The organism is Profundibacterium mesophilum KAUST100406-0324 (assembly GCF_009835145.1).
Taxonomy (GTDB): Bacteria; Pseudomonadota; Alphaproteobacteria; order Rhodobacterales; family Rhodobacteraceae; genus Profundibacterium; species Profundibacterium mesophilum.
The window spans coordinates 23,746-35,986 of sequence record NZ_APKE01000029.1 but is presented as its reverse complement, the minus strand read 5'-3'; the positions used below and the strand labels follow the sequence as shown (position 1 = coordinate 35,986).

At 66.8% G+C, this 12,241-nt stretch carries 16 protein-coding genes; 4 read left to right on the top strand and 12 right to left on the bottom strand.

Going from position 1 to position 12,241, the window contains the following annotated elements; all coding sequences use genetic code 11:
- Positions 1-39: 39 nt before the first annotated feature.
- The 5 genes from PMES_RS12550 to PMES_RS12530 all read right to left on the bottom strand — a co-directional run bounded on the left by PMES_RS12550 (position 40) and on the right by PMES_RS12530 (position 4,218).
- Positions 40-903 (bottom strand): IS1595 family transposase, encoded by an 864-nt coding sequence (locus PMES_RS12550; protein ID WP_159966072.1) that lies wholly within the window; start codon positions 901-903, stop codon positions 40-42.
- A 325-nt stretch (positions 904-1,228) separates the two neighbouring features.
- Complete coding sequence (locus PMES_RS12545; RefSeq protein ID WP_159966071.1) at positions 1,229-2,800, bottom strand: GMC family oxidoreductase; 1,572 nt, start codon at positions 2,798-2,800, stop codon at positions 1,229-1,231.
- Between the two features lie 25 nt (positions 2,801-2,825).
- The gene (locus PMES_RS12540; protein WP_159966070.1) at positions 2,826-3,350 is read right to left on the bottom strand and encodes a Twin-arginine translocation pathway signal; all 525 of its coding nucleotides are present in this window, start codon (positions 3,348-3,350) and stop codon (positions 2,826-2,828) included.
- Positions 3,351-3,413: 63 nt separating this feature from the next.
- On the bottom strand, positions 3,414-3,809 hold the full coding sequence (locus PMES_RS12535; RefSeq protein WP_159966069.1) for a VOC family protein: 396 nt from the start codon (positions 3,807-3,809) through the stop codon (positions 3,414-3,416).
- An 85-nt stretch (positions 3,810-3,894) separates the two neighbouring features.
- On the bottom strand, positions 3,895-4,218 hold the full coding sequence (locus PMES_RS12530; RefSeq protein WP_159966068.1) for a ribbon-helix-helix domain-containing protein: 324 nt from the start codon (positions 4,216-4,218) through the stop codon (positions 3,895-3,897).
- 221 nt (positions 4,219-4,439) lie between these two features.
- Here PMES_RS12530 and queC point away from each other — a divergent pair, with 221 nt between their 5' ends.
- Genes queC through queF form a run of 4 tightly spaced genes read left to right on the top strand, consistent with a single transcriptional unit; the run spans position 4,440 to position 6,718 of the window.
- The gene (gene queC, locus PMES_RS12525) at positions 4,440-5,141 is read left to right on the top strand and encodes a 7-cyano-7-deazaguanine synthase QueC (protein ID WP_159966067.1); all 702 of its coding nucleotides are present in this window, start codon (positions 4,440-4,442) and stop codon (positions 5,139-5,141) included.
- Positions 5,141-5,497 (top strand): 6-carboxytetrahydropterin synthase QueD, encoded by a 357-nt coding sequence (gene queD, locus PMES_RS12520; protein WP_159966066.1) that lies wholly within the window; start codon positions 5,141-5,143, stop codon positions 5,495-5,497. The genes queC and queD overlap by 1 nt, the downstream gene beginning before the upstream one ends.
- A complete protein-coding gene (gene queE, locus PMES_RS12515) occupies positions 5,494-6,234 on the top strand; it encodes a 7-carboxy-7-deazaguanine synthase QueE (RefSeq protein WP_159966065.1) in 741 nt (246 codons plus the stop codon). Before queD ends, queE begins: the two co-directional genes overlap by 4 nt.
- A 13-nt stretch (positions 6,235-6,247) precedes the next feature.
- Positions 6,248-6,718, top strand: coding sequence for a preQ(1) synthase (queF, locus tag PMES_RS12510; protein ID WP_159966064.1), 471 nt, complete (start codon positions 6,248-6,250; stop codon positions 6,716-6,718).
- Positions 6,719-6,760: 42 nt separating this feature from the next.
- Here the strand turns inward: queF and PMES_RS12505 are convergent, their stop codons facing one another.
- The 7 genes from PMES_RS12505 to PMES_RS12475 are packed head-to-tail and all read right to left on the bottom strand — an operon-like array spanning position 6,761 to position 12,241.
- Positions 6,761-7,486 (bottom strand): ABC transporter permease, encoded by a 726-nt coding sequence (locus PMES_RS12505; protein WP_159966073.1) that lies wholly within the window; start codon positions 7,484-7,486, stop codon positions 6,761-6,763.
- Between the two features lie 47 nt (positions 7,487-7,533).
- Positions 7,534-8,268 carry an ABC transporter ATP-binding protein gene (locus tag PMES_RS12500; protein ID WP_159966063.1) on the bottom strand — a complete coding sequence of 245 codons (735 nt, stop codon included), beginning with the start codon at positions 8,266-8,268 and terminating at the stop codon, positions 7,534-7,536.
- On the bottom strand, positions 8,265-8,957 hold the full coding sequence (locus tag PMES_RS12495) for a TenA family protein (protein WP_159966062.1): 693 nt from the start codon (positions 8,955-8,957) through the stop codon (positions 8,265-8,267). The genes PMES_RS12500 and PMES_RS12495 overlap by 4 nt, the downstream gene beginning before the upstream one ends.
- Entirely contained in the window at positions 8,954-9,889 is a 936-nt protein-coding gene (locus PMES_RS12490) for an ABC transporter substrate-binding protein (protein ID WP_159966061.1), read from the bottom strand. Before PMES_RS12490 ends, PMES_RS12495 begins: the two co-directional genes overlap by 4 nt.
- On the bottom strand, positions 9,886-10,890 hold the full coding sequence (locus tag PMES_RS12485) for a HesA/MoeB/ThiF family protein (RefSeq protein ID WP_159966060.1): 1,005 nt from the start codon (positions 10,888-10,890) through the stop codon (positions 9,886-9,888). The genes PMES_RS12490 and PMES_RS12485 overlap by 4 nt, the downstream gene beginning before the upstream one ends.
- The gene (locus PMES_RS12480; RefSeq protein WP_159966059.1) at positions 10,869-11,465 is read right to left on the bottom strand and encodes a thiamine phosphate synthase; all 597 of its coding nucleotides are present in this window, start codon (positions 11,463-11,465) and stop codon (positions 10,869-10,871) included. Before PMES_RS12480 ends, PMES_RS12485 begins: the two co-directional genes overlap by 22 nt.
- Complete coding sequence (locus PMES_RS12475; protein WP_159966058.1) at positions 11,462-12,241, bottom strand: thiazole synthase; 780 nt, start codon at positions 12,239-12,241, stop codon at positions 11,462-11,464. The genes PMES_RS12480 and PMES_RS12475 overlap by 4 nt, the downstream gene beginning before the upstream one ends.

Below are 12,241 nucleotides of genomic sequence, written 5' to 3'. Positions count from 1 at the left end.
GTGATGGCTTGCTCATGCGGACCGTCTAACCGCATGGATTCACAATGTGAATCCTCGACAATCAGAGTTCTGCAACAACGCCTTCTGGATGTGATAGCAGCCTGCGGTGACGCGCGTGCCGGGCTTGCTGCCGACCAGGAAGTGTTCGATGCCGCCGTTTGCTGCCACAGTCGCATAGCCGCTGGCGCCGTCCGAGCACAGCACGGCATCCTGCGGCAGAAGGGGCTTCAGAGCACGCTCCAGAGTCGCGCTCTGGCGATCAGGAAGTCGCTGGAACAGTCGCGCGCCGCTCCGATCAGCGACAGTGAGTATGGGGAGCTGCCACTTCGAGAGGCCCCGCATCATCTTCAGCCCCTGTGTGGTGAAGTCTTCCCACCTTGGGCGTGGCGGCTGAGGGACATTCTGCCGATCTGCGAAGTGCCGAACCCATTCTCGAGATCCCTTCCGGGACTCCCGTTGGTGAGTTTCATCTGCTTCGATAATCCCGGAAAAAGCGGTATCTTCGCCGCGGTCAATGATTGAGAACACCAGCATCCGCCAGCGCCAGACCGTGTATTTATTGAGCCCGAGCTGCCCTGCAAGCTTCCGCACCGACTGCGGCGCAGAAGTGCCCAACATGTCCCGAAGCACGACCATGAACAGGTCAGGTCGATGAATGCGGCCCACAACAGAGCCAGTCCGGCCCGAGTAGGTTTTCCCGCATCCCCGGCACCGGTAGCGTTGAATGCCGGTGCGTGTCTTTCCCCACTTCTGTCGGTGTTCGATACCGCAGGACGGGCACGGTTCCTCATGGCTTGCGCGCGCTTCGATCTCGGAGATCGCCCCCGTCTTTTGACGGAGATTCATGAGCGTCATCTGGGCATGCTCGATCTGAGCAGGGTTCAGATCGCCGAGTGCATCCAAGAGACGTCGAAAGTCTTGGTGTAGCACCGGGTGTTCTCCGTGGTGTTCACGGAAGAAGGTTGGCCTTTTTGTTCGAAAGCGAAGCGCGCCAACACATTTTACGGACACCCCCAAAAATATTCGAGGCGATATTCGTCCTGCATCACAAAAGCGACGCGCAAGGCTCCAATATCTAGAGCAAAACGGACGTGTTCCGGGTGACGTCTTACGTGCCCGGGCCCCCTGCTCGTCGTGGTTGTGCCGCGCGGTCCTTGCGGACCGCGGGGCGTCTTTTGCATGGAGCGGATTGGCGGCTACAGGACCAAAACCGCCAGCCTTCGCCGGCTCATAGGGTTCCCGCGTTCATCTCCTGGGCGATATGATCGGCTTGCCTGATCGCCAGGGCGACGATCGTGAGCGTCGGGTTCTCGGCCGCGCCGGTGGTGAATTGCGAGCCATCTGAGACGAAAAGATTCTCAACGTCATGGGCGCGCCCGTTGCGGTTCACGACCCCGTCGCTGGCATTTTGGGACATCCTGTTGGTCCCAAGATTGTGGGTCGAGGGATAGGGCGGCGTCGGCAAGGTCCGCGTGGCGCCGACCGCGTCGTACATCGCCTGTCCCCGGTCATAGGCATGGGCGCGCATCGCGCGGTCGTTTTCGTGGTCCGAGTAATGCACGTTGGCGACCGGCATTCCGAACTGGTCCGTCAGGTCGGTATTGAGGGTGACGCGGTTGCTTTCCTGCGGCATGTCCTCGCCCACGATCCACATGCCGGCCATGTTCTCGTAGTGATCGAGCGCCGTGGTGAATTCCCGTCCCCAGCTTCCCGGATCGAGGAAGGCGGCCATGAATGGCAGGCCGAGGCTGAGCGTTTCGAGCTCGTAGCCGCCGACGAAGCCGCGCGAGGGGTCGTGGCGCGCCTCGTCCTGCATGATGCCGGCCATGGTCGTGCCGCGCCACATCTTCACGGGCTTGTCGAAGATGCCATAGACCGAGCCGGTGAGGTGGCGCATGTAGTTACGGCCCACCTGCCCCGAGCTGTTGGCCAGCCCGTCGGGATACATCGACGAGGCCGAGTTCAGCAACAGACGCGGGCTTTCGTAGCTGTTGCCGGCCACGCAGACGACGCGCGCCATCTGCTTGTGCTCGTTGCCATCGGCATCGGCATAGACGACCCCGTTCACGCGCCCGTCCGGCCCATGTTCGATGCGCAGCGCATGGGCCCGCTCGCGCACCTCGAGGTTGCCCGTCGCCTCGCCGCGCGGAATGTCGGTATAGGCCGAAGACCATTTCGCCCCGAACTTGCAGCCCTGGAAGCAGAAGCCGAGCTGCTGGCAGGCGGGGCGCTCGTCTCCGTCGACGGAGTTGATCGCCATGTTGCCCGAATGGACCTTCTCGTAGCCCAGCGCCTTGGCGCCGGCCTCGAAGACCTTGTAGTTGTTGTTCCCCGGCAGGCCCGGACGGTCGCCGGTGCGCGTCACCCGCAGCTTCTCCTCGGCCTTGTCGTAATAGGGCGCCATTTCCTCGGCATCGATCGGCCAGTCCAGAAGGCTCGCGCCGGCAACCTCGCCATAGGTCGTCTTTGCCTTCCACTCATGCGGCTGGAAGCGCAGCGATGCGCCCGCCCAATGGGTGGTGGTGCCCCCCACGGCCTTGACGATCCAGGCGGGCAGCCCGGAGAAATCCTTGGCCACGCGCCAGTCGCCGCTGGTGCTGCGCGGGTCGAGCCAGGCGAGCTGTCCGAAGCTCTCCCACTCGTCGTTGACGTAATCCTCGGGCAGGTAGCGCCCGCCGGCCTCGAGCGCGACGACGCTGATGCCCTTCTGCGCCAGCTCGTTGGCCAGCACCCCGCCTCCCGCGCCGGTGCCGATGATGACGACGACGCCGTCGTCCTTCAGATCAAATGGGGCTGCCATCCGATGCTCCTCCTCCTACGCTGGATCAGATCCACGCGATATCGTTGAAACCCTGGTCGATGTAGCCGCCATGCGAATACGATTCGCCCTCGTAGCCGAAGACCGGCCAGACGGCCTTCTGGTTGTAGAGGCCGGTCACCAGACCGCCGCGGACCCGCTGGAAAAAATCGCTCTCCTCGATCGAGCGCAGCACGTCGACCCGGTCACGCTCCCAGCCGATATCGAGGTAGCTCTGATGCCCCATGGCCTGCGCCGCCGCGTCGAGCTCGGCGATTCCCGCCTCGATGCCTTCGGCCTGATCGGCCGCGTCATAGCTTTTGACAGCGGTGACGTAATGGGCGTCGCCGATCTGGTCATGCGGGTAGATGTCGCGTGCCATCTGCACCAGCGTGGCCATGGTGCGCGGCTGCAGCGCGCTCAATTCGGTGGCCCAGGCCGCGTCGCGTGCGGCCAGGAAGCCGCCGCCGATGATGAAGCTCCCCGCGGCGGCGATGGTCCGGCTCAGAAGGGCGCGGCGTGTCAGCCCGCGCTTGTCTTCGGTTTCGCTCATGTGGTGTCCTCCCTGAGGGTTTGGCGCGGACCGCCCTCCCCGGCGGCACCGCTGGGATGGGGATCAGCCGAAGCGGCCGCTGCGCTCGAGCACCTCGATCTGGTATCCGTCGGGATCGGCGACGAAGAAGAAGCGTCCCACCAAGGTGCCGTCGGGTGCGAATTCAACGATCTTGCGCGGGGCGAGGCCAGCGCTCTCGAACCGTGCATGCTCCGCGTCGAGATCGGCGACGGACACCGCGAGATGGCCGTAACCGTCACCCAGGTCGTAGGGTGTGTCGCGCCCCTTGTTCACCGTCAGCTCAAGCTCGAACGCAGTTTCCGAATTGCTCAGATAAACCAGCGTGAAATCGGTGAAATCGAGCCTGTCGGCGATCTCGAGCCCGAAGGCGCGCGCGTAGAAATCGACCGAACGCTGCTCGTCGCGCACCCGGATCATGCTGTGAATCGCCTTGGCCATATTGTCTCCCCGTATCGCTTGGCTTCGGGGATCATGGTACGGGCCGTTCAGGCGCCAAGGTAGTATTCGGATACTACAGGGATGCTTATTCGGCCGCGAGCACCGAGCGGTCCATGCGGCCGGAGGCCTGCCGGCGCCCCTGCTCGTGCCCCCGGCGCTCGATGAAGGTGATGCAGGTGCAGCGGAGCAGGGATGTGAAATTCTTGGGCTCGCCCATGAGTTCGATCACCTCGCCATGCAGTTTCGACAGGAAGGCCGGAACGCTCGTCCCTTCGGTCTTTGCGATCTCGTCGAGAATATCCCAGAAAAGGGCTTCCAGCTGGATGCTGGTGCTTTGTCCATTGAGGCGCATCCTGCGCACCTGCGGCGCATAACGCGCCGGGTTCTGTCCTGCGAAAATCCTGCACATTTGAACGGCTCCCGTCCTGACGGTCCGCCTGCACCGGGACCACGGGTTCAGCATAGGCCGCATATGCACGCATTATGAAGCTTTTTGCTGCAAATGTGATCGCGCGCGTGGCAGTTCGCGCCTGCCGGCGCCCGGTTTTGTCTTTGCAATCCCGCCCGCGCTCCCTTATGCGGGGCCGCCACCCGGTCGCAGCCTACCCGGACAAAACAAGGACTGACGATATGAAAACACTGGTCATCTGCTCGGGCGGACTGGATTCGGTCTCGCTCGCGCATCGCGTCCATGCCGAAGGGCATCTCGCGGGATTGCTCTCCTTCGATTACGGACAGCGCCATGCCAAGGAGCTTTCCTTCGCCGCGGCCTGCGCCGAGCGGCTTGGAACGACGCACCGGATCGTCGACATGCGCGATATCGGCGCCTGTCTTGGCGGCTCTGCCCTGACCGATGGCGGCGCGGTGCCCGACGGGCATTACGCCGAGGAGACGATGCGCGTCACCGTCGTGCCCAACCGCAACGCGATCATGCTCGCGATCGCCTTCGGTGCGGCGGCGGCGCAGGGCGCCGAGGCGGTGGCAACGGCCGTTCACGGGGGCGATCACTTCATCTATCCCGATTGCCGGCCCGAGTTCATCGACGCCTTCCAGGCGATGCAGGATCACGCCACCCAAGGCTATGCCAGCATCGCCCTCAAGGCGCCCTATGTCCATGTGCCCAAGTCCGAGATCGTGCGCGACGGCGCGCGTCACGGCACGCCCTTCGAGATGACCTGGTCATGCTACAAGGGCGGCGAGCGGCATTGCGGGCGCTGCGGCACCTGCGTCGAGCGGCGCGAGGCCTTCGAGCTCGCCGGCATCGACGATCCCACCCGATACGATGATCCAGATTACTGGCGCGAGGCCGTCGCTGCCGCCAAGGAGGCATGATGTATACGATCAGCAAGGAATTCCACTTCTCCGCCTCCCATCAGCTGAGCCGCCTGCCCGAGGGGCATCCCTGCGCGCGGCTGCACGGACATAACTACATCGTGGTGGTCGAGCTGCAGGCGCGCGATCTCGACGAGAACGGCTTCGTGCGCGACTATCACGAGCTCGGCGCCCTGAAGCGCTATATCGACGATCAATTCGACCACCGCCACCTCAACGAGGTGCTCGGGCGTGATGACGTCACCGCCGAACGGCTGGCGCGGCATTTCTTTGACTGGTGCGCCGAGCGCCTTCCGGAAACCTCCGCCGTACGGGTGAGCGAGACGCCCAAGACCTGGGCGGAATACCGGCCATGAGCCTCGATGCGCCGCGGGAGGCGATCCGCGTGGCCGAGATCTTCGGGCCGACGATCCAGGGCGAGGGTCCGGTGATCGGACGGCCCACCGTCTTCGTGCGCACCGGGGGCTGCGATTACAGGTGCAGCTGGTGCGACAGCCTGCACGCCGTCGAGAGCCGCTTCCGCTCCGAATGGGCGGCAATGACACCGGGCAGCATCCTCGAGCGCATCGCGGAGCTGTCCGGCGGCGTGCCTCTGATGGTGACCCTGTCGGGCGGCAACCCCGCGATCCAGCCCTTCGGCCCGCTCATAACGGCAGGGCGCGCGGCGGGCTACGGCTTCTCGCTCGAGACGCAAGGATCGGTGGCGCAGGACTGGTTCGCCGATCTCGAAACGCTCGTGCTCAGCCCCAAGCCGCCCTCGAGCGGGATGCAGACCGACTGGGACAAGCTGGCCGATTGCGTCGCCGCGGCCGGGCCGGTCACGCAGACAGCGCTCAAGTTCGTTGTCTTCGATCGGGCCGATTTCGACTTCGCGCGGCAGGCGGCCGCACGCCACCCCGATCTGCCGGTCTACCTGCAGCCCGGAAATCACACACCCCCGCCGCCCGAGGACGACCGCGCGCCCGTCGACATCGACGGGCTGAACGATCGGCTGGACTGGCTGGTGGAGCAGGTGACCGAGGCGCGCTGGTTCGCCGCGCGCGTGCTGCCGCAGCTTCACGTGCTCCTCTGGGGCAACAAGCGCGGCGTCTGAAAGGAGCGAAACGATGAGCGAGAAACAGGATATATACAAGGATCTCAAGCAGCTGGGCAGCGCCGCCCCCCTGCCCGCCGATCCCGACCAGGCGATCCTCGAGCGGGTCGCCAATCCGCAGGCGGACACTGCATATAACGTGCGCTTCACCGCGCCGGAATTCACCTCGCTCTGCCCGATGACCGGACAGCCCGATTTCGCGCATCTGGTCATCGATTACGTTCCGGGGCGCTGGCTGGTCGAGAGCAAGTCGCTCAAGCTCTATCTCGGCGCCTTCCGCAATCACGGCGCCTTCCACGAGGATTGCACCGTCTCCATCGGCCGGCGCATCGTCGAATTGCTCGAGCCGCAATGGCTGCGCATCGGGGGTTATTGGTATCCGCGCGGCGGCATCCCGATCGATGTGTTCTGGCAGACCGGCGCGATGCCCGGGGATGTGTGGATCCCGGACCAGGGCGTTCCGCCCTATCGCGGACGCGGCTGAGGGCCGCGTGATCGCCGGCCCGCCGCGCCGGGTGGGTCCGGGCTACGCCTCGGGCCCGGCGATCCACCTGGCGAGCCGATCGACAGCCGCGTAGAGCAGCAGCGTCAGTATGGCCAGCACGATCAGGGCGGCGAACATCAGGTCGGTCTTGGCGCGCCCATTCGCCAGAAGCATCAGGTAGCCAAGCCCCCGCGAGGCGCCCACCCATTCGCCGATGATCGCCCCGATCGGCGCGTAGACGGCCGCGAGACGCAGGCCGGAGGCGAAGCCGGGCAATGCGGCCGGAATGCGCAGGTGCCACATCTGCCGCCAGGGGCGCGCGCCCATCACGTCGCCCAATTCGCGCCAGCCCGGAGGCGTCCGCATCAGGGCATCGTAGAAGGCCGAGGTGACGGGAAAGAAGATGATCAGCAGCGTCATCACGATCTTGGAGCCGAGCCCGTATCCCAGCCACAACGTCAGGATCGGCGCGATCGCGAAGACGGGCACGGCCTGGCTGAAGACGAGGAGCGGTCGCAGCAGGATCCGCGCCGGGCGCGAGACGGCCAGAACGACCCCCATCGCGAAGCCCAGGATTGCCCCGATTACGAGCCCCGCAAGCACCTCGATCAGGGTGATGACAGCATGCTCGGCCAGGAGCGCGCGCGAGGTCCAGAGCGTGCGCGCCACCCGTTCGGGCCCCGGCAGGATGAAGGGAGGCAGGGCCGCCGCCCGCACCAGAATGGCCCAGCCCGCGATCGCCAGCGCAATGGCGAGGCCGGCGCGCAGGGCTCCGAGCGACAGGCGGCGCGCGCGCGCGGGCTGGCGCGCGGCGCTCAAGCCGGGGCTCCGATCGCCATCAGCCGCCGCATCAGGGCGCCTTGCAAGGCGAGTGTCTGCGGCGCGTCGAAGGCGCGAGGCACGGGACTGTCGGGGGGTGCGGTCTCTTCGATCCCGGCACCCGTCATCAAGAGCAGCGCCTCGCCGAGCCGGGCCGCCTCGGCCGCGTCATGCGTGACATGCAAAACGGTCCGTCCTTGCAGCAGCTCCGCCGCGAGATCCTGCATCCGGGCGCGGGTCAGCGCATCGAGCGCGGAGAAAGGCTCATCCAGAAGGACAACGGGGCGTTCCTCGAACAAGGTCCGGGCGAGGGCCGCGCGCTGCCTCTGACCGCCCGAGAGGGCCGCGGGACGTTTGGCGGCGTGATCCGCGAGACCGGCGCGCGCTAGGATCGCCATGGCGCGCGCGCGATCCGGCGTCTCGCCCCGCAGGCGCGCGCCGAGCATGACATTGTCCACCGTCGCGAGCCACGGCAGCAACAGATCGCTTTGCGCCATCAGCGCGCAGCGCCCCTCGAGGGATGCGCCGTCGGTGGCCCCCGCGACGCCCTCGAAATCGACGCCGCTCCCGATACCCGCGAACAGGCGCAAAATCGTCGATTTCCCGATCCCGGACGCCCCCAGAAGGCAAGTCCAGCGCCCGGCCGGAACATCGAGCGTCAAGGGCCCGAAAAGCGGCACATCGCCGATACGCGCCTTGCCGGACAGATGTAGGCCGGGCGCCCCGTTCATGACGCGGATCGCGCGGCAAGACCCATGGACCAGAAGGCACTCTCGAGCCGGGTCGCGCTGCCGAATCGTGCGCATAGGGCACTCCAGCGGGGATGGGCCTCGGGATCGGGGCCAAGACCGCGCGCCGCCGCACCGTCGAGAAGCCCGGCCACTTTCGCACAGACCCCTTGATAATCCGCGCCGGCATAGGTCTCGATCCATTCCGCGTAAGGGCCGCCCCCCTGTGGGCCGCCCTCCCGTGCCAGGCGGGCGCCAATCTCACCGTAGCCCAGGACGCAGGGCGCGAGGGCCACGAGAAGATCGAGCAGATCGCCCGCATGCCCCTCCGCCAGCACGAAGCGCGTATAGGCGATCGTCTCGAGACGTTCGGCGGCGCTCTCGAGGGTTTCGGCGCTTATGCCCTCCCGCGCGCAGGTCTCGACATGCAACCGCATCTCCTCGTTCAGGAGCGCGTTGACCGTGGCCGCGCAGCGGCGCATCTCGTCGAGGGTTTCGGCCTTCAGGACCGCGAGCGCCCAGGCCCGGGAGAACTGGATCAGGAAAAGGTAATCCTGAACCAGGTATTCGAGGAAAGCCGCGCGCGGCAGGCTGCCGTCTCCCAGGGCCGCGACGAAATCGTGGCGGGTGTAATCCCGCCACGCCTCCGCGTTGGCCTCGCGCAGCTTCGCAAAGACGCTTCCGTAGCTCATTGCGCGCCGAGATCGACCGCGAGTTCGGAAACGGGCCGCGCCGCCTCGATCATCCCCGCCTCCGCGAGGAACGCCTCGAAGCGCGCATACCGTCCGGTATCGAGCGCGGCGGGGCGCAGGGCAAAGCGCGGCAGCGTATCCGCCCAGGCCCGCTCGTTCAGCTCGTCCCTGAGCTCGGCCGAGGTGCCCGAGAAGATCTCCCACGATTCCTGCGGGTGATTGACGATATACTGGGTGGCAAGCTCCGTCGCGCCGAGAAAGCGGCGCAGCATGTCCTCGTCCATCGTCTGCGGGTTGGCCACGTAAATCAGCTCGTCATAGGAAGGCACACCCTCCTCCTCGAGATAGAAGCAACGCCCGGGCACGCCCTCGATATCCATCTGGTTCAGCTCGAAGTTGCGGAACGCGCCGATCACCGCGTCGACCTGCCCCGACATCAAGGAGGGCGAGAGCGACCAGTTCACGTTCACCATCTCGATGTCGTCGAGGCTCAGATCGCTTCCCTTCAGGATCGCGGAAAGCAGCTCCTCCTCGACCCCCGCGACGGAGAACCCGACCTTGCGATCCTTCAGGTCGGCGATCGTCTCGATCGGTCCGTCCTCCAGAACGAGCAGGCAGTTCAGCGGCGTCGCGACCAGCGTTCCCACACGCTTGAGCGGCAGACCCTCGGCAACCTGCAGGTGCAGCTGCGGCTGGTAGGAAATGGCGAGATCGGCGCGGCCGGCCGCCGCCATCTTGGGCGGGTCGGCGGGATCGGCCGGTGCGATCACCTCCACCTCGAGCCCGGCATCGGCGAAATAGCCCTTCTCCTCGGCGATGATGATCGGTCCGTGATCGGGATTGACGAACCAGTCGAGCATCAGGGTCATCTTGTCGGCCGCCATGGCCGGACCGGCGGCGAGAAGCGCGGCGGCAAGGGTTGTCAGTTTCATTGGGTCTCTCCTGGATTGAGCGCGCCGATGGCGAGCAGAACGATGTCTCCGTCCCAGACGGCGCCGAGCCGTTCGGCGCCCGCGAAGGCCCGCAGGCCCGATCGGCAGGCGAGCACGGCGCGCTGGCCCGGACGCGGGACAACGCCGCCCGCCCCGAGCTGGCCGGGCGGCACGTGGATGGCGGCGGGGTGAAAGATCGGCCCCTCCTTGGGGGCCCTGAGATCGAAGAGCGCGTCTTCGGGGGCAATCTGTGCCAGCGAGATGAAGCGCGGTGCGCGCTCGGGCTCGGGCGCGCCGTCGAAGCGGAACCCCGCGAACCGCCACGACGCGGCGTCGAACGTCACGAGCTGCCCCAGGGGCGAGGGTTCGATCCCGGCGAGGATGGCAAGCGCCATCTGCGCCTGTATGGCGCCGGCGATCCCGACGACGGGGCCCATGACGCCGCCGGTCGCGCAGCTTGCCGCCTGTCCCGGCAATTCGGGAAACACGGCCCGCAAGCTTGGCGCTCCGCCGCAGAATCCCCCGCAATATCCCCCCAGTTCGAGCGCCGAAGCGCTGACCAGCGGACGGCCGGCAGCGCCGCACAGATCGGAGGCGAGATAGCTCGCCGCGAAGCTGTCGGCGCAGTCGACGACGACATCAGCCGCCTCGATCATCGCGGCGGCATTGTCGGGATCGAACCGCTCGGCGCGCGGGATGCAGGACACCGCGCCATTGCGCTCCGCCACGGCGCGGGCCGCCGCCACGGCCTTCGGCACGCCGATATCACCCTCGCCGAACAGCGTCTGTCGGTGCAGGTTCGAGGGCTCGACCCGGTCGGGATCGACGATCGTGATCCGCCCGACCCCCGCCCCGGCAAGATAGAGCAACACGGGCGCCCCGAGGCCGCCCGCGCCGATCACCAGCGCGTGCGACGCCTCGAGCGCCGCTTGACCGGCGCGCCCGAATGCCGGCAGCGCGACCTGGCGGGCATAGCGGTTCATGCCGTTGCCTCGATCCATGCGCGCATCCGGGCCTCCGGATCGCGGTGGAGGGTGATGTCCGTCACCGCCGAGACGATATCGGCCCCGGCGGCGAAGGCGCCCGGCGCGCGCTCGACGCTCATGCCGCCGATCGCGACGAGCGGCACGGACCCGATCGCCTCGCGCCATTGTCCAAGGCGCCCCAGGCCCTGCTGCTCCCACTTCATCTTTTTCAGGATCGTCGGGTAGACGGGCCCGAGCGCGATGTAATCGGGCCGAAGGCCGAGCGCGCGGCGCAATTCGCTCCGATCATGCGTACTGACCCCGAGACGCAAGCCGGCCTGCCGGATCGCGTTCAGATCGGCGGTGTCGAGATCCTCCTGGCCGAGATGGATCCAATCGCAGCCCGCGTCGATGGCAGCCTGCCAATGGTCGTTCACGACGAGGATCGCGCCGTGCCGCCGGCACAGATCGCGCCCTTCGGTGATCTGCGCGGCGATCTCGTCCGCGCTTTTGTCCTTCAGGCGGAGCTGAACCATGTCCACACCCAGCGGCAGCGCCCGGCGCAACCACGAGACATCGTCGAAGATCGGGTAGAAACGCGGCAAGCTCATTCGAGGAAGGCCTTCCCGATCAGGGGTGTCGAGGGGGCGGCCATGTCGCGCGGCGCCATCGGGTCGGCCTCGAAGCCGCGCCGGCCGGCGCGCACCGCCTCGCCGAACGCCTCGGCCATCGCCGCCGGATCGCCGGCACGCGCCACGGCCGTGTTGAGCAGCACCGCATCGAAGCCCATCTCCATCGCGGCGGCGGCATGGCTTGGCAGGCCAAGGCCCGCATCGACCACCATCGGCACATCGGGGAACTGTGCCCTGAGACTGCGCAAGCCGTAGACGTTGTTGAGGCCAAGGCCGGTGCCAATCGGCGCGCCCCATGGCATGAGCACTTTGCACCCCGCCTGCAGCAGCCTCTCGCCAAGCACGACATCCTCGGTGGTGTAGGGAAAGACCTCGAACCCCTCTTCCGTCAGAATCCGCGCCGCCTCGACAAGGCCGAACGGGTCGGGCTGCAACGTGTCGGCATGGCCGATCACCTCCAGCTTGATCCAGCGCGTGTCGAAAAGCTCGCGCGCCATCTGCGCGGTCGTGACCGCCTCGCGCGCCGAATGGCAACCGGCGGTATTGGGCAGCAGCGTCACGCCCAGACGCTGCACGAGTTGCCAGAACGCGCCGCCGCCCTGCCCCTCGGCGCCGCCCGCCTCCCGCCGAACCGAGACGGTCGCGATACCCGCGCCCGACCGCCCGAAGGCCTCGGCCATGATCGCGGGCGAGGGATATTGCGTGGTGCCCAGCATCATGCGCGACATGATTTCGCGGCCATAGAACAGCGGCAT